This is a genomic window from Roseomonas sp. TAS13 (genome assembly GCF_001950415.1).
GTDB lineage: Bacteria > Pseudomonadota > Alphaproteobacteria > Acetobacterales > Acetobacteraceae > Roseomonas > Roseomonas mucosa.
Genome location: NZ_BDLP01000776.1, coordinates 1 through 705 on the forward strand (window position 1 = coordinate 1; position 705 = coordinate 705).

Annotated in this window: 1 protein-coding gene; it reads left to right on the top strand. The window is 73.9% G+C overall.

Going from position 1 to position 705, the window contains the following annotated elements; genetic code table 11:
* Positions 1-86: 86 nt before the first annotated feature.
* Positions 87-705 (top strand): flavoprotein (locus ROTAS13_RS25450; protein ID WP_305793740.1); only part of this gene is annotated, 619 nt, incomplete at its 3' end.

A 705-nucleotide genomic window follows, 5' to 3' on the forward strand; every position in this document is an offset into this window, starting at 1 on the left:
CGTCGAGACTTGTGATCAAGAGACAGGGGACTTGTGATCAAGAGACAGCGCGCTTGCCGTTCAGCATGGCGGCTACGCCTGCCGCCATGCTGAACGGCAAGCGCGTCCTGCTGATCGTCTCGGGCTCCGTGGCCGCCTTCAAGGCGCTGGAGCTCGCCCGCCTGCTCGGCAAGGCCGGCGCCTCGGTGACCGGGCTGCTCACGGAAGGGGGAGCGCGCTTCGTCACCCCGCACGCGCTGCAGGCCATCACCAACCGCCCCCTGGCGCAGGACCTCTGGTCGCTGGAGGAGGAGGCGGAAGGGCGCGGCCATATCGCCCTGGCGCGCGGGCACGACATCGTGGTGGTCGCCCCCGCCTCGGCCGACCGGCTGGCGCGCATGGCCGCCGGGATGGCGGACGACCTCGCCGGGGCCGCGCTGCTGGCCACCACCGCGCCGGTGCTGGTCGCCCCGGCGATGAACTGGGCCATGTGGGCGCATCCGGCGACGGTGGCGAACATGGCCATCCTGGCGAATCGCGGCGTGCATGTGGTGGGACCGGAGGATGGCCCGATGGCCGAGGCCGAATCCGGCCCGGGCCGCCTCAGCGAGCCGCCCGCCATCCTGGCCGCGATCGGGGCGGTGCTGGAGGAGACCCTCCCCGGCCCGGCCGATCCGGGGCTGGAGGCCGCGCTCGACGCCGCCATCGCCGCCGGCGAGGACGCGG